Origin of the sequence: Streptomyces sp. GD-15H, from assembly GCF_045291515.1 — a bacterium.
In the GTDB taxonomy this organism is placed as follows: Bacteria; Actinomycetota; Actinomycetes; order Streptomycetales; family Streptomycetaceae; genus Streptomyces.
In genome coordinates this window covers 632,211-651,392 of record NZ_CP149447.1, presented here as the reverse complement: position 1 = coordinate 651,392, position 19,182 = coordinate 632,211, and the positions used below count along the sequence as shown (strand labels likewise).

General features: G+C 70.3%; 16 protein-coding genes and 5 pseudogenes. 10 read left to right on the top strand and 11 right to left on the bottom strand.

What is annotated here, in order from left to right:
• Positions 1-370: 370 nt before the first annotated feature.
• The 5 genes and pseudogenes from WJ438_RS03205 to WJ438_RS03185 all read right to left on the bottom strand — a co-directional run.
• A pseudogene (locus WJ438_RS03205) lies at positions 371-1,504 on the bottom strand (peptidoglycan-binding domain-containing protein); the annotation flags it as partial.
• 386 nt (positions 1,505-1,890) lie between these two features.
• Positions 1,891-2,994, bottom strand: coding sequence for a hypothetical protein (locus tag WJ438_RS03200; protein WP_406723866.1), 1,104 nt, complete (start codon positions 2,992-2,994; stop codon positions 1,891-1,893).
• Between the two features lie 418 nt (positions 2,995-3,412).
• Positions 3,413-3,910, bottom strand: a complete 498-nt coding sequence (locus WJ438_RS03195; RefSeq protein WP_406723865.1) for a hypothetical protein — start codon at positions 3,908-3,910, stop codon at positions 3,413-3,415.
• 186 nt (positions 3,911-4,096) lie between these two features.
• Positions 4,097-5,089: an LLM class flavin-dependent oxidoreductase gene (locus WJ438_RS03190; protein WP_406723864.1), complete on the bottom strand. Its 993-nt coding sequence runs from the start codon at positions 5,087-5,089 to the stop codon at positions 4,097-4,099.
• A gap of 188 nt (positions 5,090-5,277) precedes the next feature.
• A pseudogene (locus WJ438_RS03185) lies at positions 5,278-5,655 on the bottom strand (phosphoesterase); the annotation flags it as partial.
• Positions 5,656-5,803: 148 nt separating this feature from the next.
• On the opposite strand from WJ438_RS03185, the pseudogene WJ438_RS03180 reads away from it, so the two are divergent.
• Together WJ438_RS03180 and WJ438_RS03175 are read left to right on the top strand one after the other, a co-directional pair.
• Positions 5,804-7,093 (top strand): annotated as a pseudogene (locus WJ438_RS03180) (IS3 family transposase).
• A gap of 149 nt (positions 7,094-7,242) precedes the next feature.
• On the top strand, positions 7,243-7,662 hold the full coding sequence (locus WJ438_RS03175) for a hypothetical protein (protein ID WP_406729573.1): 420 nt from the start codon (positions 7,243-7,245) through the stop codon (positions 7,660-7,662).
• Positions 7,663-7,752: 90 nt separating this feature from the next.
• Here WJ438_RS03175 and WJ438_RS03170 read toward each other — a convergent pair whose 3' ends face one another.
• Together WJ438_RS03170 and WJ438_RS03165 are read right to left on the bottom strand one after the other, a co-directional pair.
• A complete protein-coding gene (locus tag WJ438_RS03170; protein ID WP_406723863.1) occupies positions 7,753-7,953 on the bottom strand; it encodes a hypothetical protein in 201 nt (66 codons plus the stop codon).
• A 319-nt stretch (positions 7,954-8,272) separates the two neighbouring features.
• Positions 8,273-9,160, bottom strand: a complete 888-nt coding sequence (locus WJ438_RS03165) for a helix-turn-helix transcriptional regulator (RefSeq protein WP_406723862.1) — start codon at positions 9,158-9,160, stop codon at positions 8,273-8,275.
• A 255-nt stretch (positions 9,161-9,415) separates the two neighbouring features.
• On the opposite strand from WJ438_RS03165, the gene WJ438_RS03160 reads away from it, so the two are divergent.
• The 6 genes from WJ438_RS03160 (at position 9,416) to WJ438_RS03135 (ending at position 14,826) form a co-directional block, all read left to right on the top strand.
• Positions 9,416-10,432 carry a zinc-dependent alcohol dehydrogenase family protein gene (locus WJ438_RS03160; RefSeq protein WP_406723861.1) on the top strand — a complete coding sequence of 339 codons (1,017 nt, stop codon included), beginning with the start codon at positions 9,416-9,418 and terminating at the stop codon, positions 10,430-10,432.
• Between the two features lie 116 nt (positions 10,433-10,548).
• The gene (locus WJ438_RS03155; protein ID WP_406723860.1) at positions 10,549-10,959 is read left to right on the top strand and encodes a cupin domain-containing protein; all 411 of its coding nucleotides are present in this window, start codon (positions 10,549-10,551) and stop codon (positions 10,957-10,959) included.
• Between the two features lie 299 nt (positions 10,960-11,258).
• Complete coding sequence (locus WJ438_RS03150; protein ID WP_406723859.1) at positions 11,259-11,609, top strand: cyclophilin-like fold protein; 351 nt, start codon at positions 11,259-11,261, stop codon at positions 11,607-11,609.
• An 88-nt stretch (positions 11,610-11,697) separates the two neighbouring features.
• Positions 11,698-12,465, top strand: a complete 768-nt coding sequence (locus WJ438_RS03145; protein ID WP_406723858.1) for an SDR family NAD(P)-dependent oxidoreductase — start codon at positions 11,698-11,700, stop codon at positions 12,463-12,465.
• A gap of 867 nt (positions 12,466-13,332) precedes the next feature.
• On the top strand, positions 13,333-13,791 hold the full coding sequence (locus tag WJ438_RS03140; protein WP_406723857.1) for a DoxX family protein: 459 nt from the start codon (positions 13,333-13,335) through the stop codon (positions 13,789-13,791).
• 594 nt (positions 13,792-14,385) lie between these two features.
• Positions 14,386-14,826, top strand: a complete 441-nt coding sequence (locus WJ438_RS03135; RefSeq protein WP_406723856.1) for an IS3 family transposase — start codon at positions 14,386-14,388, stop codon at positions 14,824-14,826.
• Here WJ438_RS03135 and WJ438_RS03130 read toward each other — a convergent pair.
• The 4 genes and pseudogenes from WJ438_RS03130 to WJ438_RS03115 form a co-directional block, all read right to left on the bottom strand.
• Positions 14,735-15,637 carry a MauE/DoxX family redox-associated membrane protein gene (locus WJ438_RS03130; RefSeq protein ID WP_406723855.1) on the bottom strand — a complete coding sequence of 301 codons (903 nt, stop codon included), beginning with the start codon at positions 15,635-15,637 and terminating at the stop codon, positions 14,735-14,737. The genes WJ438_RS03135 and WJ438_RS03130 overlap by 92 nt on opposite strands.
• A 36-nt stretch (positions 15,638-15,673) precedes the next feature.
• Entirely contained in the window at positions 15,674-16,291 is a 618-nt protein-coding gene (locus WJ438_RS03125; protein WP_406723854.1) for a cell wall protein, read from the bottom strand.
• Positions 16,292-16,958: 667 nt separating this feature from the next.
• Positions 16,959-17,521, bottom strand: a pseudogene (locus WJ438_RS03120) (integrase); the annotation flags it as partial.
• 18 nt (positions 17,522-17,539) lie between these two features.
• On the bottom strand, positions 17,540-17,704 hold the full coding sequence (locus WJ438_RS03115) for a hypothetical protein (protein ID WP_406723853.1): 165 nt from the start codon (positions 17,702-17,704) through the stop codon (positions 17,540-17,542).
• 262 nt (positions 17,705-17,966) lie between these two features.
• Between WJ438_RS03115 and WJ438_RS03110 the strand changes: the two genes are divergently transcribed.
• Positions 17,967-18,491, top strand: coding sequence for a hypothetical protein (locus WJ438_RS03110; protein WP_406723852.1), 525 nt, complete (start codon positions 17,967-17,969; stop codon positions 18,489-18,491).
• A 188-nt stretch (positions 18,492-18,679) separates the two neighbouring features.
• A pseudogene (locus tag WJ438_RS03105) lies at positions 18,680-19,038 on the top strand (IS5/IS1182 family transposase); the annotation flags it as partial.
• Positions 19,039-19,182: the final 144 nt, after the last annotated feature.

Here is a 19,182-nt window from a genome sequence, read left to right as displayed (position 1 = left end):
GTAGCCGCTGACCCGGCCGGTGTACCTGCGGGCCTCGGGGACCTCGACCGGCTCCAGCGTGGAGCCGTACCCGTACCACTGCCGGTCGTCCGGCACGCTGGTGTCGCGCGGCAGCCAGGTGACGCCCTCGCCCACGGGGTCGGCCGGCCGCGCCGGTGTCCTCCTTGCCGCGGACGACCGTCCAGGTGGTGCCGGCGACCTCGGTGACCTCCAGGTTCTCGAAGCCGATCCGGACCCGGAACGGGGCGGCGGGGAAGCCCTCCGCGGAGTCCACCCGGAGGCTGGTCGCGGTCGCGGGCAGTGCCTCCGCGAGCCGGGTGAACGCGGTCGCCACCCGCGCGATCCGCCCCCGCTTGGCGTACGTCTGCAGTTCTCGTACCGCCCACCGCACCGAACGGTCGAAGCGGCCGGTGCGGTCCAGCACGATCAGGAAGCCGAGCTCCTGCAGGTCGCGCTGGAGGTCGAGGACGTCGTGCGTCTCGCCGTCGTCGACCTCGCCCTCCTCGAGATTGCGGTTGTGGTAAAGCTCCGGCAGGTTCTCGACCGGCAGCGACGGCGGCTGGCCGACGTCCAGCGGCACCGCGAGACGGGTCAGCGGGGCGCCCTGCTCCTCGCCGGGTATCCGCCACCAGAGCGTCTGGACGACCGACTTGGCGTCGCCGTCCTTCCAGGTGAACTGGATCTCGCCGAGGTTGTTGCGGCCCACCAGTTGCTTGCCCTCGCCGAACCGGTCCCGGAAGCCGGAGTGGTTCTGCGCGGCACGGACGTACCAGCGCAGCGAGCGGCCGCGCACGGCGGCGTCCTCGGCGGGGAAGGTGACGGGCTGCGGGGCGCCGGCGGGCGGGCGCAGCCGGTCCGGGTCCTCGTGCCGGTAGAAGTCGACCCGGTAGCGCCAGTCCGGGTCCTGCTCCAGGCTGTGCGAGGGGCCCACTTCGGTGACGGCGGGGAAGCCCCCCGCGCGCCAGCGGACGAACTGTCCCGGACGGGACGGGTCCGGCTCCTGACCGGCGTCGATCACCCCCTCGTCGTCGTTGGCCCACGCCACCCGCCGGACCGAGGGGAGGGTCTTCGCCCGCTCCTGGAATCCGTTGCTGTGCAGCCAGAGCGAACCCTCGTGCTCGTCGTGCGCGGATCCTCCGGTGAGCTGGGCGATCACCCCGCGGACGTTCCCGGTGCCGGGGCGCTGGAAGGCGGCGGACGCCTCGTACGACAAACGGGCGGCGAAGCCGAACCGGGTGTCGCCGGAGAGGGCCACCACCCGCCGCCGGCGCACGCCGCCGCCGTCCGCGGCCGCGTTGGCCAGCAGCCGGGCGACCAGCGCCTCGAAGGCGCGTTTGCGGTGGCCCCAGCCGTCCTTGTCCGCGACCAGGTCGGCGGCGTCGCCGCGCAGCGCCCGCAGCGCGGGGGTGGCGAAGCCGGACAGGTAGGGGTGGCCGACCACCGGGGCCGCCGAGACCAGCAGGGTGACCTTGTCCAGCCCGGTGTCCCCGGCCGGGTCGACCATGGCCGCGAACGGCCGGTCGCCGTACAGCGGCTCCGAAGGGGAGTCCGGGCCGCCCGGGTAGAACCGGTCGGTGCGGGTGTCCAGCACGCAGACCTGGTGGGCCGGCCAGGAGACGGTGTAGTGCCAGGTCAGGGCGCCCGCCTCGCGGTCCACCGTCCCGGCTGCCAGGCCACGCGGTATGCCGGTACGCAGGGCGAGGGCGCGGGCGGGCGCGTCGGCGGTGGGGTCCGGGGCGGCGAGCGCGGCGAGCAGATCGCGGCCGGGCGCACCGGCCGGCCCGTCGGCGGCGAACTGCTCGGGGGTGTTGCCCCAGCCCTGGAAGACGGCGTACGCGGCGAGCGCGTTGCCCAGCAGCCGGCGGCCGAGCGGGGAGCCCGACAGGCCGGTCACCGAGCGGGCGGTGGTGAACCAGCCGTCGGTGACGTCGTGGCCGTCCAGGACGGTGTACGTGGGCACGTTGGCCAGCACCCGGCGGACCGCGACCAGGTTCTGGCGGAAGACGTCGAGCCTGGCGGCGTCGTCGAGGAAGCGCTTGCGGACGGCGTCCAGTTCGCTCCAGTACTCGGGGCCGACGATCTCGGCGGGCAGCCGCTCGCCCTCCGGCACCCCGAGGGCGGCGGCGACGTCCGGGTGGACCTCCGTGAAGAGGGAGGCGACCCCGCCGCCCGGCCCCGGGGGAACTCCGGCCACAGCACGTCCGACCAGGCCAGCAGGTACATGGCGCAGAACTCGGAGAACCGCAGCAGGTGGCTGTCGCACCGGTGCGTGGTGACCCCGAAGAGCTCCCGCGCGGGCTTGCGGCGGAAGCCGGGGTGCAGGGCGCGCTCCGGGTCGGGCAGGCCCGGGAAGGTCTCGTCCCGGCCCAGCAGCGCCCGTCCGCGCGTGGTGCACAGGTGCAGCATCGCCTCGGCGACGTCATCGGCGTAGATCTGGTCGCCGGTCAGGAAGAGCTGCTGGGGGCGGGTCGCGGCCGAACCGGCGTCGGCGCGCAGCACCTGGTCGAGGAGCGAGAGCGCGTCCGGGCCGTCGCCGTGCGGCTTGCGATTGGCGGTGTGGAAGATCCGCAGCCTGGCCGCGTTGTCCGGCGGGGTGACGAACCCGGGTGCGGCGGGGGCGCCGGGGGCCTCCTCGTAGACCAGCCGGCGGCGGGCCTCCTCGGGGGTGGCCGCCACGACGCCGGCGGCGAAGAGGTCCGGGGCGGTGGCCGGGGCCGGCGCGGACGGCGTGGCGGTGTCCTCGGAGAAGCGCATCGCGTAGCGGTACAGCGTCCCCGGCCGCAGCGCGTCACCGGTCGCGGTGACCGCGACCAGGTGCAGGTGCTCGCCGATCCGGGCGGTCACCCGGGTGCCCTGGAGCAGTGGCGGCGCCGCGGGGTCGCCGGCGGCGCCCTCGCGGACCTCGAGCGTCACCTTGCGGGGGGCCTTCAGGGCCACCCAGACGGTGGCGCTCTCCGCGTCGACCCGGCGGACCACCGGGCCGGCGAGTACCAAAGGCGCCCCGCGGCATCGAATGGAGTGGGAGGCATCTCAAGCCCCCCATAGCACAGTCAGGACATGCCTGGACAACCGCTGCATTGGTACCCCCCGGTTTTCGGCCTGGCGCGAGTAAATCTCCCTTCACCGTAATTCCACAAGTGTCGTGCAAAAACTGGGAGTTGGGTGCATATCGCATGTATGGCGGGGTGACCTGCGATCTCTCGGTGTCGGGGCAGTGGTGGTGAGGGACAGTTGATCGCGGGGGGTTTTGCTGGTCGGGGCTGTTCTTGGGGTGTCGGTCCACTGTCGCGAGGGTGAGAGAGCGGAGTGGGTTGTCCCGCGTCAAGGTTGTGGCACAGAAATCTTGATTTGAAAGTTGGGATGCAGGGTCGGGTCGTTGCAGATCTCGATCGGGCGGTGACTGGTGAGGGCCTCATGCGGGCGGATGTGGTGGAAGACGCGCCGGTGGTGTTCGGCCTCGCGGACGAGCATGCTGAGGTCCTCGATCTCCAGGTGGTAGAGGTGCTCGTAACTTCAGCGAGCCGAAGGCCCGCTCACGCGCCCCGTTCCGGCCCGGGCTCTTCGCGCGGGCGCGGATATGCAGCAGCTCGGGCCGGGAGGCGGTGAACCGGGCGAACGCGGCGCCCTTGAACGCCGCACCGTTGTCGGTGACCAGCTTGATCCGGCGGATCTCGCCGGTGTCGGTAGCGCGGGACAGCGCCTCGGCCGGCGGAGCGCCGCCGAGGCGCTCGGCCTCCCTGATCGCGGTCTTCACAGCCTCGATGGCGTCAGTGCCGGTGCAGGTCGAGGTGATGTGCCAACCGTGTTCGTACGTGGTGAAGTAGTCGGTGACCCCGGCCGGCCGCCAGATCCCGCCGCTGGTCGTCTCGTACTCGGAGAAGTCCAGCTGCCACACCTCGTTCGGCCGCACCGGCGGGTCGGCGAAAGCCGCCTTGCGGGCCCGGGCGAGCTCGAGGCGTTCGCCCTGGTAGTCGATGGGCTGGAGCAGGTCCCGTCTGCGCAGGGCACGTTCGACCGACGACGTCGAGAGGGTGTGGCCGTCGGCTGAACCCGCACCCGGAACCGAGGAGTTATTTTTCGACAGTTCCCTGGCCCGTCAGGCGGATGCCTGTCCGCTGATTTCCGCCAGCAGCTCCAGCGACCTCAGCCAGGCCTTCCTGTCGATGGCCGAGGACACGATGATCAGCTCGTCCGCCTGGGCGAGCTCGGTGAAGCGATCCAGGTAATCCTTGACCTCGGCGGGGTTGCCGACGGCGGTGTACTGGAGCATGTGCAGGACCTGCTGTCCGGCGGGGGTCTCGAGGATCATGTCCGCCTCCTCCGGCGTGAACGTCCGGCCGCCTCGGCCGAGCATCTGGGTCACGCGGTGGCGCTTCGTGGCGTGGAAATGCTCCTGGGCGTCTTCCGCCGTGTCCGCCGCGATGACGTTGACGCCGGCGATGACGTACGGCTTGTCCAGTTGCGCCGACGGCTGGAATTCGCGCCGGTAGAGGGCGACGGCGTCCCGCAGCGCGTTCGGGGCGAAGTGGGAGGCGAAGGAGTACGGAAGCCCGAGTGCGGCGGCGAGCTTCGCGCCGAACAGGGACGAACCGAGAATGTACAGCGGCACGTTGGTGCCCTTGCCCGGTGTGGCGTCGACACCTGGGATGCGGGACTCACCTGCCAGGTAGCCCTGCAACTCCAGCACGTCCTGCGGGAAGGTGTCCGCCGACCTGGGGTCGCGGCGCAGCGCACGCATCGTCTGCTGGTCGCTGCCCGGTGCCCGGCCCAGGCCCAGGTCGATGCGGCCGGGGTGCAGCGTCGCCAGGGTTCCGAACTGTTCGGCGATCGGCAGCGGTGCGTGATTGGGCAGCATGATGCCGCCGGCGCCGAGGCGGATGGTCCGCGTGTGCGCGGCGATGTGCGCGATGAGCACGCTGGTCGCCGAGGACGCGATGGTCGGCATGTTGTGGTGTTCCGCATACCAGATCCGCCGATAGCCCCACTCCTCGGCGTGCTGGGCCATGGTCACGCTGGCCTGGAAGCTGTCGGCGGCGGTTTCGCCCTCGCCGATCTGCGCCAGGTCGAGGATGGAGAGTGGGACAGTCACGGGTAGCAGACCTCTCGGAGAGACAGACACAGGCACGTGGAGCGGGCACGCCGAACGCCGACCGTGCCCGTATCCGGGAACACTGACGAAGCCCGGGATATTTCGGCGCCACGGTCCATCGGCCCGCGTCGTAGGCTTCGAGCGGCAAGTCGGTCGCTACCGCGGGGACGGTGGCGGGAAGGGGACGGTCACCGGACGGGACGGTAGACCCGCAGGCCCTCGTGGAGCTTGGACAGCGTCACGTTCGTTGCCCCCGGCTTCTTCCGCGGTCTCACCGTCGTACGCGAGCGGGGTGCCGGGGCTGATGCCCTTGATCCGTACCCGCTTCGTCCGTACCGCCGCGTGGAACGGCGATCGGGACAGGGGCCCCGCCAGCGCCGATCAGGCGTGCCCCGGCCCGGCGGCCGCCGTAGACGGCGCGTACGTCGAACAGTGCGTCCGCCAGGTCGAGCCGGGCGTCCGGCGGTCAGGCCCGTGCGCCCGTAGGCGCAGTTGCCTGCGAACAGCAGCCACAACGGGCGCCAACGCGGAGAAGCTGCCGAAATCGTCGATCGACGCCGAGCTCTACGAGCTGGAGGCAGGCCGCCACGGCCCACCGGACCACGTCTGGTCCGCTTGGCTGTGTGGCGACCCCCTCGTCAGCGAGCGGCGTGAGGTGCTGAGTGAACCGTTCCGGGTTCGGTAGGGACTCGATACATTTGAGAGGACCGAGTCATGGCACGTCCTTCCCCGTACCCGTTTGAGCCGCGCCGCCGTGCGGTGCGGATGGTCGCCGAGGTGCGGCCGGAGTACGACACCGAGTGGGCCGCGAGGAAAGCGGTCGCCGCGAAGCTGGGCATCGGCACGACCGAGACCCTGCGCACGTGGGTACGGCAGGACCAGATCGATGCCGGCACCCGGCCGGGGACGACGATGGAGGAGTCCGCCGAGCTGAAGCGGCTGAAGAAGGAGAACGCCGAGCTGAAGTGGGCGAACGAGACCCTCAAGGCCGCGGCTTCTTTCTCCGCGGCCGAGCTCGGCCGGCCACACACACGCTCGTAGCGTTCATCGACGAGCACCGGGACCGCTTCGGCGGCGTCGAGCCGATCTGCAGGACCCTCACCGACCACGACTGCAAGATCGCCCCGTCCCACCTACTACGCCCACCACAAACGCCAGGCCACGCCCGCTGCCCGCACCGTCCGCGACGCCGAGCTGAAGACCCTCATCACAGAGGTGTACGAGGCCAACTACCGTGTCTACGGCGCGAGGAAGATCTGGCGGCACCTGAACCGCCAGGATGTCGCGGTGGCCCGCTGCACCGTCGAGCGTCTCATGTGTGAGCTCGGCATCACCGGAGCGGTCCGCGGCAAGAAGGTGATCATCACGATCCCTGACGCGAGCGCACAACGGGCTCCGGACCTCGTGGCCCGCGACTTCGTCGCCCCGGCCCCGAACCGCTGCTGGGTCGCCGACTTCACCCACGTCGCCACGTGGAGCGGGGTCGTCTGCGTCGCCTTCGTCGTGGACACCTTCTCCCGCCGTATCGTCGGCTGGTCCGCCGCGACGTCGAAGGAGATCCGGCTCGTCCTGGACGCCCTCGAGATGGCACGCTGGCAGCGCGACCGAGATCAACGTCCTTATCAAAAAGGCGAGTTGATACATCACTCCGATGCCGGGTCGCAGCCCGGACTCAACCGGTCGTCGCAACACCGGCCTGTGGGATCAACAGTAGCTGCTCGTTGAGGGCCTCGACCGGGGTCTTCCGGCCGAGGGTCTTGCGCGGTCGGCGATGCGTACGACAGCGCCCTGATGGAGAGCACGATCGGTCTGTTCAAAACCGAGTTGATCAAGCCCGGCCGGCCCTGGAAGACGCTGTCCGAGGTCGAGCTGGCCACCGCCGAGTGGATCGACTGGTACTGCCACCGCCGACTGCACGGTGAGATCGGGCACATCCCACCCGCCGAATACGAGACCAACTACTACCGAGCAACCACGAAACCCCAGGTCACAGTCACGACCTAGAGTCCCGATCAAACCCGGAACGGTTCACTCGGGGCCGCCCCGAACGAAACAGAGACGCTGGAGTACGATTCCCGTTCGATTGACCGTACGGCTCTGGGGGACGGGTCTTGAGTGCCCAACTGAGAGAAACCGCAGTGCAGTTGGCAGATATGCTCTGGCGCCGGCACACCGTGTACCGGGACCGGGCCGGGGGTGTGGTCATCCGGGGAGAGCATGTGCAGCGCTGGATCAGTCTGGCCCCCTCGGGCCGCAGGGACGAAATCCTGCTCCGTGCGGGCCGTATCCTCGACGGCGGCACCACCGCTCCGGCGCGTTCGGAGACTGTCGTACCGCTCCGTGCCGGCACCGGCGAGCTCGCCACGGCCTGCCGCCGCCTGCTCGCCGAGACCGCCGCCGACGCCGCACCGCCCGCTCCGGCGGCTCCCGCCCGGACCAAGCGGTCCGAGAAGCCGAAACGGCCCGGGCGGAAAGGGAAACGGATGAGCCTCGCCTCCTGGATGGCCCTCGCCTGTGTGGTCGGCGTCGTCGCCCTGTACGCCTACAGCACTGCGACGACAGGCACGCACTGAGGAAAGCCCGCAGAGGCGTTGTCAGGTTGTCCGGCGGCGTTCCTGATTGGCATGATCATCGAGGCCGGGGCAGCGTGTCGGGAGTGGGCGTCAGGGGCCTGTCGCCTTGAGGAGGGCCTTGTCGAGGTGCCGGTCGCCGAGGGTGGGCGAGCCGCAGACAATCAGCAGCACGTTTCCGTCGCGGATCGCGGTCTGCTGCACAGCGGTGTCCCGCCCGCCGACGGAGAAGGCCAGGAGCCGGCTCCAGCTCTCGTCCCCGAGTGGGGGCGCGCGTATCTCCTGCGTGGCCATGTCGGAAGGGCGCGGGTCACGGATTCTGGGACGTCTTGAGGCTCGAACCGGGTCGTGTGTACCACCGTGGTGTAGGGAAGCGTGCGGGTTCCGGCTCCGCCGTGGGCTTGGGCGAAAGGTGCGTTGCAACGCCGAGCGGCGGCACCGGCCAGCGCGGCCGCTGCTCGTCGGCGACGATGACCGCGGTGACCGCGGTGACCGCCTGATACTCGGGCCGTCCTCCTTGGCCTTCTTCCCTCCATCGGGGTGTCGTGGTGCCGCCACGCCTGCACGCTGTTCGCCGCGGCTGCGGAGCGAGATTTCCCTCCGTCCAGTGCCGTCAGCTGGATGCCTGCCGCATGGGGGAGATCGCTTCTTGGGTGGCGGCCCAGGAAGCGAGCAGGCGTAGGCCCTCTTCGGAAGGGGAGCCGGGTTCGGCGGTGTAGATGGTGAGGGTGAGGCCGGGTTCGGCGGCCATGTCGAGACCTTCGTAGGCGAGGGTCAGTTCGCCGACGGCCGGGTGGTGGAAGCGCTTGGTGCCGGTGCCGTGGTGGCGGACGTTGTGGGCGCCCCAGCGGGTGCGGAACTCCTCGCTGCGGGTGGACAGTTCCCCGACGAGGTCGTGCAGGTCCTTGTCGTGGGGGTTACGGCCGGCTTCGGTGCGCAGGATGGCGACGACGACGTCGGCGGCCTGGTCCCAGTCGGGGTAGAAGCGGCGGGAGGCGGGGTCGAGGAACTGGAAGCGGGCGAGGTTGGCCTGGTTCCCGGGGGCGGCGTAGACATCCGTGTAGAAGGCGCGGGCGAGGTGGTTGGCGGCGAGCAGGTCCATGCGGCCGTTGCGGACGAACGCAGGGCCGGCGGTGATGGCGTCCAGGGTCCACTGCAGGCTGCGGCGCGCCGTCCACGTCCGGCTGGTGCGGCGGCGGGGCCGGGTCAGGGCGTCGGAGCCGTCGGCGGCCTGGGCCAGATGGAGGAGGTGGGCGCGTTCGGCGTCGTCGAGCTGGAGGGCTCGGGCGACGGCTTCGAGGACGGTGGGGGAGACGCCGGCGAGGTTGCCGCGCTCCAGCTTGGCGTAGTACTCCACACTCATGTCGGCCAGGGCGGCGACCTCGCTGCGGCGCAGGCCGGGGACGCGCCGCCGGCTGCCGGAGGGCATCCCGGCCTGCTCGGGGGTGATCTTCGCGCGCCGCGAGGTGAGGAACTCGCGGACCTCTCGACGGTTGTACACCCCCCCGACCGTACGTCCCGCAGGTGGCCGGAGGGGTGTACGGCCGGTACACCCCCTGATGGTGACTCGCTGCGCGCCCGGGGAGCGGGTTACCTGGATGACGTGGTGGTTCCCGTCCGGCCGCGGCCGTGGGCGGACGGACCCCGCCTCCGGCACCCGGGCAGCGCTCTCGTCCGCGGTTCCGGGGCCCTGCACCTGCACCCGACGGCCCGGTACGGCTGCGTCCGGGATATTTCGGCACGGAAGGAATCCCTCATGCGCGGAGCAGTGATCCACGCCCCCGGCGATGTGCGCTTCGAGACCGTGGGCGACGCGAAGATCCTCCAGCCGACCGACGCGGTCATCCGCACGGCCGTCACCTGTGTGTGCGGCTCCGACCTGTGGTCGTATCGCGGCCTGGAGCCGATCGGCGAGGCGCACCCGATGGGGCACGAGTACGTCGGCATCGTGGAAGAGGTCGGCAGCGAGGTCACCTCGGTCCGGCCCGGCCAGTTCGTCGTGGGCTCGTTCGCCACCTCGGACAACACCTGCGCGAACTGCCTGGGCGGCTTCCAGTCCAACTGCCTCAACCGCGAGTTCATGAGCACCTGCCAGGCCGAGTACGTGCGCATCCCCCACGCCCAGGGCACCCTGGTCGCCACCGACGAGGTGCCCGGCGAGGAGTTCTGGCCCGGCCTGCTGGCCGTCTCCGACGTGATGGGAACCGGCTGGTGGGCCGCCGATGCCGCCGAGGTCAAACCCGGCTCCACCGCCGTGGTCGTCGGGGACGGTGCGGTGGGCCTGTGCGCGGTGATCGCGGCGAAGGAGAGGGGCGCGGAGCGGATCATGGCGATGAGCCGACACGAGTCCCGCCAGAACCTCGCCCGGGAGTTCGGTGCCACCCACATCGTCACCGAGCGTGGCGAGGACGGCGTGCAGCGGATCAAGGACCTCACCGACGGGATCGGCGCCGACTCCGTCCTGGAGTGCGTCGGCACCGCCCAGGCCATGCGGCAGGCCCTGCGCTCCGCGCGGCCCGGCGGCAACGTCGGCTTCGTCGGCGTCCCGCACGACGTCGCCGTCGACGGGCAGGAGCTGTTCTTCTCCCACGTCGGCCTGCGCGGCGGGCCCGCCCCCGTGCGCCGCTACCTGCCCGACCTCATCGAGTGCGTTCTTGAGGGCCGGATCGACCCGGCCAAGGTCTTCGACCTCACCCTGCCCCTGGAGCAGGTCGCCGAGGGCTACCGGGCGATGGACGAGCGCCGCGCCATCAAGGCCCTCCTCAAGCCCTGACCTGCCGCCCGCGCGCCCCTCTCCGCCGACACCCGCGTACGGGCGTCGTTTCCGGACATGCCGACGCGCTCGCGTACCGTCCGCTCACCCGTGACGCTCACAGAGAAGGAACGCCCTTGCAGATCACCCGAAGCTCGATCGACACCGTCAAGGGCCCGGCCGACTGGTTCACCGGCGACGTCTACATCGACGCCGTCGCCGCGGCTCCCGCCCCGTCCCGGGTCAGCGCCGCCCTGGTGCACTTCATGCCCGGCGCGCGCACCCACTGGCACCGCCACCCGCTGGGCCAGACCGTCTTCGTCACCGAAGGGACCGGCCTGTGCCAGCGCCGAGGCGGACCGGTCGAGGTCATCCGACCTGGCGACCGCGTCCTGTTCGAGGCCGACGAAGAGCACTGGCACGGCGCCGCACCGAACCGGTTGATGGTCCACTTGGCCATCAACGAGGGCGACGCCGATCACGACGTCGTGCACTGGCTGACCCCCGTCACCGACGAGGAGTACGCCTCAGCCCCGGCCACCGACTGACACCCGGCCCGCTCCAGCCACCAGCGGGTTTTGGCCTCCGACGTCCTCGATCCCGCCTCCCTCTCCACGGCCCTGCAGGCAGCACCACGCCGAGCCACTGCCCGAGTGCACAGGAGGAGTCCGTGCTCCGCGCCTTTCTTCACGCGGCCGTCCGAGCCGCTCCCGCTGCCGTGCTCGTACTGGCCGTGACGGCCTGCAGCGACGGCTCGTCGGCCCCGCCGTCCGCCTCGTCCTCTTCTTCCCGCCAGCCGACTTCGACGCGCCAAACACCACCCGCACCGTCCGACAGGAACGCCACCGTGCACATCCGCTTGACGATCGACGGCCGGCGAGTCGAGGCCACCTTGAACGACAGCGCCGCCGCCCGCGACCTCGCCACCCTCCTCCCGCTCACCTTGGAGACGGAGGACTTCCACCAGACTGAGCGGATCGCCTACCCACCCCGCAAGCTGGACACCTCCGGCGCCCCGGACGCCGCCACATCGAAGGCCGGCGACCTCGCCTCCTACGCGCCCTGGGGCAACCTGGCCCTCTTCTACCGCGACGGGCAGCACTCCCCGGGCCTGGCCATCCTGGGCCGCCTCACCAACAGCGGAGACACCGAGCGGCTCGCCACCACCGACCGCATCACCATCGAGGCACTGTCCTGACCCGGTCAGGACCCGCTTCACCACCCCACCCAGTACCGGCACGCGCTCAGACCTCTGTCCGCCGCCCAGCCCTCTCGGGAGAACGCCCGTGAACCCCACCTACGACTTCCGCGGCCAGGTCGCCTTCGTCACCGGAGCCTCCTCCGGCATCGGCCTGGCCACCGCCCGTGCCTTTGCCGCCTCCGGCGCCGCTGTCGCCCTCACCGACATCGACGAAGCCGCCCTGACGTCCGCCGCCGAGCAGCTCACCGGTGAAGGCCACCATGTCATCGCCATCATCTGCGACGTCACCGACGAGGAGCAGATCGCCGCCGCGGTCGACCGCACAGTGGACACTTTCGGCCGCCTCGACATGGCCTACAACAACGCCGGCATCCAGATCCCGCCGGCGGACGCCGCCGACGAACCCGCCGAGGTCTTCGACCGTGTCCACGCCATCAACCTGCGGGGCATCTGGGCCAGCATGAAACACGAACTGCGTCACATGCGCACCCAAGGCAGCGGTGCCATCGTCAACTGCTCCTCCCTGGGCGGCCTCGTCGGCATCCCCGGCCGCGCCTCCTACCACGCCTCCAAACACGGTGTGATCGGCCTGACCGGCAGTGCCGCCCTCGAATACGCCCCGCGCGGCATCCGCATCAACGCCGTCTGCCCCGGCACCATCGACACCCCCATGGTCAGCGGCATGATCGCCAAGGGAGAACTCGACCGCGCCGAGGCCGAAGCAGGCCAGCCCATCAACCGCCTCGGCACCGCCGACGAAATCGCCCAGGCCGTGCTGTGGCTGTGCAGCCCCGGCGCCGGCTTCGTCATCGGCGTCGCCCTCCCCGTCGACGGCGGTTACGTCGCCCGGTAACCACCCAACCGCCGACTGCCGCAGACGCCGCTCCCACCGGGGGAGTGTCATGAATCAGGCTCTGGCCCACATTCGGTGGTGACGCTTTGTGGCCATGGTTGCTGACGGTGGAGTACGCAGGTCGGAGGGGTGCTCGCGGTTGCCAGGCGGGACTCTCGTCTCCGGACGCAGCCGTCGCCCCCTCCATGAGCTGCGAGATCCGGGCCCAGACGAACGTGACGCTCGGGTACCACCGAATGTGGGCCAGAGCCTGACTCCTGATAGACCCAGGTCACCCCCGAGCTCTACGTCGGCACAGTCTCCGCCCGGGCAGGCCGACGGTAAGCAGCGGGGGAGTCACGCGGTCCTCCACCTGACCGTGGATCACTGTGCCATCAAGGAGTTTCCGTGCCGGGTGGAGTTCGCCACGGAGAAGCGGGATGCGGTCGTTGACGAAGGCATGAGGCTTACTCAGGGGAGATCGCGGGTGAGCCAATGCGACTGGAGCACGCGTACGTGACGGAGCGCCCGGCACCGGGGACGGCCGCGGGACGGCCGGGTGCAGGACAGGGTGTCCGGCTGAGGACGGTGGCGGAGACCGAACTGAGCGGGTGACGTGGACACGCTTGGCGACTCGGCTCGCGCGAAGTCACACCTGGCCGCAGAATGTGACTCTGGGTGTGCATTCGGTTACACCCTTGAGTGCGAGGGCGGGGGCCGATCCGTATTCCCCGTGACAGCAAGCGGTTGGCCCTTCATTTCCGCGTTGCCCCAAAGTCAAACATTGCGTTTGCAAGCGTAAATTGGGTGCACTTAATGCGAGGTTTCGACTCGGTTCCCGTCCCCGCCCGGTCCTTTCCGGGCCGGTCCACCGAAGGAGACCCCCACATGTCCGGACGCCTCAACAGCGCCCAGCCGTACGCCCTCGGCCTGTTCCGCATCGTCGTCGGCCTGCTCTTCGCCTGCCACGGCGCCGCCGCACTGTTCGGTGTGCTCGGCGGCACGGACGGCAGCGGCGGCACCGCCGAGACCGGGGCCTGGCCCCACTGGTACGCGGCCGTGATCGAGCTCGTCGGCGGCAGCCTGGTCCTGCTCGGACTGGGCACCCGTGCCGCCGCGTTCATATCGTCGGGCGCCATGGCCTATGCCTACTTCAGCGTGCACCAGCCGGAGGCCCTGTGGCCGCTCCAGAACAGCGGCGAGGGCGCGGCCATGTACTGCTGGGCCATGTTCCTGCTGGTGTTCACCGGCTCCGGCGCCTTCGGCCTGGACCGGCTGTTCACCCGCCGCAACGGCACGCGGACCGCGGAACAGCGCACGGCCGAACAGACCCCGGTCGCCGCCTGACGTTCCACAGGTCCACCCTGCGGTGCCCTCCCCCGGTCCTCACCCCTCGGGGGAGGACGCCGTCGCGTCCGAGAGGGTGCAACGCGCGCGAGAGCAACTCTCCTGCTGCCGGGCTGGAAGGCAACACCGAGAGCCGAAGCACGGGCGCAGAACCGAACGTCCTCTTCCAGGGGCAGCTACCTGGGGCGAGCAGCCCCGCAAGCCTCGGGAAGCCGCTACCGGGCCGAGTACAGCGGGCAGTCTGGCCGCGCCGGCCTTCGCACCAGCCACCCGCCCCCTCGGCCTCCCCGGCGCAGGCGCTGCTGGAAAACCGCACCCTCGAGCAACTCGGCACGTCTTCGGATCTGTGCGCGCGCTCATTCGGCATCGCCTCACTGACCAGTTCCAGCACCTCCCTCACCCTGCACCTCGATGCCTACATCGGCCAGGAGCGGCACTCCTTCCCCGAGCACTGTCTGAGTCGTCTGCCGCCCGCGGCCCCCGCACCCGGCAGCGGCGACGATCCGGGAGAGGGAGCGTGATGTCTGCGAGCGATTCGTGGCCCTCTGGGTGAAGTGACCGAGACCGATCCGGCCGCGCTGGCCGCGTTCATCGATGCCCAGAGGGCCGAGCACCACGTTCCGCACCGTGTCTCCTGCCGGGTGCTGGGCGTGTCGGAGTCGTGGTTCTACAAGTGGATCAAGGAGCGGTCACCGCGTGGGAGGAACGCCGGGAGCGTTTGGTGGAGGAGATCGTGCGCGTCTTCGAGTCCTCGGCGGCACCTACGGCTCGCCACGGGTGTTCATCGAACTGATACGGGTCGGATGGCGGGTGTCGGTGAACACCGTGGCGAAGCTGATGGCGGAGTTGGGCCTGGTCGCCCGCGTGGTGCGGCGCCGGCGGGGACTGACCCGGCCGGACAGACGTCCGGCCGCGCCGGAGCCGGAGCCGGTGGGCCAGCTGTTCAGCCGACCATCGGCAGAGCCCGGCGTGAAGGAACCGCGTTCAGCATCTCCTGCGCCACCGGCTCCCCGCTGTCCGCGTCGACGAAGCTGACGCGGACAGCGGGATCACCAGGGGTGTCGCGGCTGGCGGTGGCGTCCAGGGCGAAGACCACGGACACCGGTCGTGCGTTCTCCCGCGTCCCGTACACACCCGAGTACAGGAGGATGCGCCAGCCGTCTTCCTCCCAGTGGTCCAGCAGACCCGACCGGACCACCGGGGAGGCGGTCTGCCAGGCGAGGGAGCGCTCCAGCAGCTCCACGCTGGCGGCGACCGGCACGCGGTCCCCGCGCTCCCTGCCGAAGAGCGGATGCCCCCACACACGGAGCCTCAGCCGGCGCAGGGGAAGCAGCCACCACCGGTCGAGATCGACCGAAAGTGCCACCAGGACGACCACGGTGACGGCCAGAAACACGAGCGAGCCGCCGGGCTGTTCGATGAGAGTGGACCACCATGCGCCGTTCGCCGCCGCCGCGGTCGCGCCGCCCGCGAGCACCACCGCGGCGCGTGCGAACGCGCGCCAGGTGATCGGGGTGTCCTCATTCGCCGAACAGCCGCAGGAGGACTCCGGTGCCAGCGCCCGGCCGTAACCGAGATAACCGAGGAATCCGGCCCCGAGGACGGCGGTGGCCGTGCCCGGCACCGGGCTCGCCGGTAGGGCCAGCAGCCCTACGGCGAGCAGGAGTTCCCCGGCGCCGACGGCACGCAGCACCAGTGCCGCCCGCTCGCTGCTGCGCAGCATGCGGGCCAGCGCCGTCTTGGGTGCCTGGCGCACGGTGTCGCGGTTGAAGAGCTTGACCGAGCCGGTCCACCCCAGTAGGCCCGCAAGGACCAGGGGTATGAGGCCCGTTGTCAGTGAGAGCATCTTTGTCTCACCCTTCTCCCTCCTGTGATCCGGACGTCAGTGCCCGACGGAGATACGGACGATGTCCACGGAGTCGTCGGACGGCCGCCAGGCCCCGAGCACCTGGGCGCTCTGTCCGATACGCAGCCGGGACAGGTCCGAGGTGAGCGCGCGGCCCGCGTAGGAGGCGTTCGTCGTGTCCGGGAGGACGTGGCCGATGAATTCGTGCCGTCCGTGGGAGAGGTGCAGCCGGCTCTTCGCGATGCCGCGGATCTGGGTGTCGATGTTCACGATGTTCACCCACACCGCGTCAGCGGCGACGGTACCGTCCGGCATCGGGACGCCGCGCGCGTAGAGCCCGTCACCGACCTCGATCTCGGCGGCGGTGGTGGGCTGGACCTTCCACACGCTGGTGGCGTTGGTCATCTGGACCCGGGAATGGTCGCCGTAGGATCCCGCGACCTGAAGCACACTGCCGGTGATGCCGGTGATCCGGCCCTCCACGAAGGACGATGCGGGGACCGCCGGGTCGAGCGACGGCTCGGAGGCGAAGGCCGCGTCGGCGTCGATCCCGCCGAGGGCGGTCGCGCCGACGATGGTTGCGCCGCTGAGGGCAGCCGTGGTGAGGAAGCGCCGGCGGCCCAGGCCGCCGTTGTCGTTCTGACGGTACGTCACGTTGAACGCCTCCTCACTCGTAGATGTAGACCGGCAGCTTGCCGGAGCTGAGGCTGCCGATGGCCGAGAAGGCGGCCGGGGTCAGGTCCAGGACCCGGTTGGTACGGCAGGCACCGTTGCAGCAGGTGGCCTCGCCGCACCAGCTCTTGGTGCGCGGTCCGCAGTCGGTGATCGTGATGCAGACCGTGGCGCCGGAGCACTGGTGCCTGACGTTCATCACGGAGCCGCAGCCGCGTCTGGGAATGTTCTCGCCGCACAGGTCGGGCCGGGTGATGTCCCAGCACGCCTGTGACGCGTTGGGCCAGGCGCCGTGATTCGCACTGGACCGGCAGTTGCCGCAGGCGCCGCCACCTGCGCTGCCGCACGGACCCCATGAGGATCCGCAACAGAACCAGGTCGTTTCACCGGCCCACAGGCTGGTCGATCCGCAAGCCATCGTGCCGCCTCCCTCTACTGAGAAATGTCGTGCCCATGACAAGTCGCTCGAAGGTTGTCCCGCAGACAGCACTGCCATGATGCGCGTATCTACGCGCATTGGCCAGAAGGCCGTTGAAAAACGATCGATCCGGCCGGTGCCGAGCATGGCCAGGGAGCGGCCCTGAGCATCCGGCTTGGTCGACTGCTGCAACAGTCCGCCCTCGCAGGTCGGCTTGTGGTCCAAGGACCTTGTGTCGATGTTCAAGAAGTCGCAGGCGATCACGGCGGTGGCTTGCGCGGACAGGAACTCGCGCCAGGCCGGGCCGGCCCGGCGCGGGACCGGATCGATGCCCGCGACGTGGAGGACCTCCCAGACCGTCGAGGCGGCGATCGGGTGTCCGAGCCGGGCCGGTTCACCCTGGATCCGGCGATGACCCCATCGGCTGTTCACCTGAGCGAGGCGCGGCACGAGCCTTTTGATGGCGGCGGTCGGGGGCGGCCGTCCGGGTCTGTGGCGCCGCTGGGAGTAGTCCCACCGACGGGCGGCCAACGTGCGGTGCCCTGCCGGCAGTGTGCCCGGCGTGACCGGGAAGATCTGCGTCCAGCGGCGGCGGGGGATCAGCGAGGACAGGGCCGTGAGCCACAGCCGGTCCGCGGGTTCGTACGTACGGGTGCATGGAGTTGGCGTCGCAGCACCGCATTCTCGTGCCGCAGCACGAGCAGTTCGGCGGCCCTCGCCGTGTCCTGGCGCAACAGCACTGCGGGAACGGAGGGCAGACGTCGGGTCACCTGGTATGGGAGAGGCACGATCACCCCAGCAGGGTCGCAGACCTACGTGCGGAGTCCTGGCCCTTTGACCAGCAGCGATGAATAACCGATCCCCACACGATCGAGCTTGTCTCTCATCAGCGTGGTGATGTCGTCTGCCGCCCGCAGCCGGGGCATGACGCCTTCGAATGCCCCGGCCTCCTGTTCTTTGGTCAGCCCCAGAGTCATGGGCATCCGTGCGCTGGCTCGGTCAGGTTGCCTCGAACAGAGAGGTCGCAACACGGGCGCGCGTGTGTGCGGCAGCGGCGAGCTCTGGAACTGACGACGCCGAGAGCGCATCACACGGCATGACACCGCGCCTTCCCCGCGTGCCTGCGGACGGATACCGTCCGCCCTCTGGCGAACGCGCGTAGATATCCGCCATTATCTGCGTGCACCACCTGCACAGCCACCCCCAAGGAAACCTGGCCCCCAGCAGGAAGGTTCGCACATGAAGGCCGTGAAGGCTCTGAAGTTCCCGAGGATCCGCTCGGTCCTGATCGCTCTCGCTCTGGTCATCGCCCCCGGCGCCGCCGTCATCGGCACGGCGGGCGAGGCGTCCGCCGCCACGAAGATCAGCCACGCCACCGCGACCTCGATGTTCCGCGAGGTGGGCATCACCTGGTCATCCTCCGGCAACTGCTCGAACCGCAACATCTCGACATGCACGTCGTTCGAGCAGCTCAACCTCGCCACCGCCCAGGGTGCCCAGACCCTCAAGCGGGCCAGCGGCTGCGCACTGAACATCACCGGCGGCACCGAGACGGGCCACGCCTCTGGGACGTACTCGCACTGGAACGGCTACAAGCTCGACTACAGCAAGTACACGTGTCTCGGGAACTACATCAAGAACAACTTCGCCTACATCGGGGTACGCGGCGACGGCGCCCGGCAGTGGCGTTCCGGCTCCGGCAACATCTACGCCGAAGAGAGCAACCACTGGGACGTCACGTACTACAACTGCGGCGGCTGCTGAGCCGTACCCCGCACACCCCGCAGCCACCGTTCGGCCCGTTGAGGGCGGGCCGAACGGTGGGCCCGGGCCACACTGAGCCCTTTCCGATCTGCCGGCGGCACCGTCGAGGCGGGCTGCTGTACAACGCGAAGAAGCTCCTGGTAGACGGGTTCACGACCAAGGTCACCTGTGTCCGCCAGGAGCTTCGCGTGCTTGTCCACCCGTCGTCGATCGATCTGTCCAGCCACACCCTGCGCTACCTGACAGGACAACTCCGCGCCCGGCAGCGCGAGATCGGAACGCGGTGGCGACGGTTGCCGGTGGGCCGGCAGGCCCTGCTCGCCCTGACCCACTTGAGATGCGGTGACACCCCCCAGCCTCCGGCCGGGGCACCCCCCAACGCGCCCAGCTCGCGGCCGGGTTCCGCATGGGTGTCGCGACGGCCGACCGCTCCATACGCGAGGCCGTCGACGTCCTGGCCGCCCCCGCACCGACCCTGACCGAAGCGATGAAGACCGTGCGGACGAAGGCGTTCGTGGTCCTGGACGGCACCCTGCTGCCGATCGACTGGGGGCACCTCCCGGCCGAAGGCCGGGGGAGATCGCCGCCGACACCCCGTACCGTTGAGTCGGCACGGAGCGCGGTGCCGATGTTGCCATCGGTCCGTTTCTCCGTGCCGCTCGCCGAACCCGGCGTGCGGCTCTCACCGCAC

Coding starts and splice junctions, on each gene's coding strand:
- WJ438_RS03170 (WP_406723863.1), bottom strand. CDS start 7,953: ATGGCCACGCAGGAGATACGCGCGCCCCCACTCGGGGACGAGAGCTGG.
- WJ438_RS03130 (WP_406723855.1), bottom strand. CDS start 15,637: ATGCTCTCACTGACAACGGGCCTCATACCCCTGGTCCTTGCGGGCCTA.
- WJ438_RS03115 (WP_406723853.1), bottom strand. CDS start 17,704: ATGACTCTGGGGCTGACCAAAGAACAGGAGGCCGGGGCATTCGAAGGC.
- WJ438_RS03135 (WP_406723856.1), top strand. CDS start 14,386: ATGCCCAGAGGGCCGAGCACCACGTTCCGCACCGTGTCTCCTGCCGGG.
- WJ438_RS03175 (WP_406729573.1), top strand. CDS start 7,243: ATGCTCTGGCGCCGGCACACCGTGTACCGGGACCGGGCCGGGGGTGTG.
- WJ438_RS03160 (WP_406723861.1), top strand. CDS start 9,416: ATGCGCGGAGCAGTGATCCACGCCCCCGGCGATGTGCGCTTCGAGACC.
- WJ438_RS03110 (WP_406723852.1), top strand. CDS start 17,967: ATGAAGGCCGTGAAGGCTCTGAAGTTCCCGAGGATCCGCTCGGTCCTG.
- WJ438_RS03140 (WP_406723857.1), top strand. CDS start 13,333: ATGTCCGGACGCCTCAACAGCGCCCAGCCGTACGCCCTCGGCCTGTTC.